Here is a 1,153-nt window from a genome sequence, read left to right as displayed (position 1 = left end):
CTCTGGATGGTTCGCTCGATGTCAAGAGTAGGTAAGGTTCTTCGCGTTGCATCGAATTAAACCACATGCTCCACCGCTTGTGCGGGCCCCCGTCAATTCATTTGAGTTTTAACCTTGCGGCCGTACTCCCCAGGCGGTCGACTTATCGCGTTAACTGCGCCACAAAGGTCTCGAGGACCCCAACGGCTAGTCGACATCGTTTACGGCGTGGACTACCAGGGTATCTAATCCTGTTTGCTACCCACGCTTTCGCACCTCAGCGTCAGTGTCAGTCCAGAAGGCCGCCTTCGCCACTGGTATTCCTCCCGATCTCTACGCATTTCACCGCTACACCGGGAATTCTACCTTCCTCTCCTGCACTCTAGCCTGACAGTTCCGGATGCCGTTCCCAGGTTGAGCCCGGGGCTTTCACAACCGGCTTATCAAGCCGCCTACGCGCGCTTTACGCCCAGTAATTCCGATTAACGCTTGCACCCTCCGTATTACCGCGGCTGCTGGCACGGAGTTAGCCGGTGCTTCTTCTGCGAGTGATGTCCTTCTTGCAGGGTATTAACCCACAAGCGTTCTTCCTCGCTGAAAGTGCTTTACAACCCGAAGGCCTTCTTCACACACGCGGCATGGCTGGATCAGGCTTTCGCCCATTGTCCAATATTCCCCACTGCTGCCTCCCGTAGGAGTTCGGGCCGTGTCTCAGTCCCGATGTGGCTGATCATCCTCTCAGACCAGCTACGGATCGCGGCCTTGGTGAGCCATTACCTCACCAACTAGCTAATCCGACATAGGCTCATCCGATAGCGCAAGGTCCGAAGATCCCCTGCTTTCCCCCTTGGGGCGTATGCGGTATTAGCTTGAGTTTCCTCAAGTTATCCCCCACTACCGGGCAGATTCCTATGCATTACTCACCCGTCCGCCGCTCGACGCCTCCTAGCAAGCTAGGATCGTTTCCGCTCGACTTGCATGTGTTAGGCCTGCCGCCAGCGTTCAATCTGAGCCATGATCAAACTCTTCAGTTAAAAGCTTGATAGTTCCTAAGGTGGAACCAAACCTGGTTCAAGATTCAAACGTCTCTTTGACGAGTCGCTTGTCTTGATATCTAGTGACTGGTCACCGACATCCCGACAAGCGCCCACATGAATTATCTGATCGATTGTTA

1 rRNA gene (cut by a window edge) is annotated in these 1,153 nt (G+C 54.3%); it reads right to left on the bottom strand.

Going from position 1 to position 1,153, the window contains the following annotated elements:
- A 16S ribosomal RNA gene (locus C9J49_RS15205) occupies window positions 1-1,013 on the bottom strand; it reaches 422 nt to the left of the window's first position.
- Between the last annotated feature and the right edge of the window lie 140 nt (window positions 1,014-1,153).

This window comes from Halomonas sp. SL1, from assembly GCF_003030865.2.
Taxonomy (GTDB): domain Bacteria; phylum Pseudomonadota; class Gammaproteobacteria; order Pseudomonadales; family Halomonadaceae; genus Halomonas; species Halomonas halophila.
Note: the sequence above shows the minus strand (reverse complement) of the source record. Positions and strands in the feature narration are given on the sequence as shown.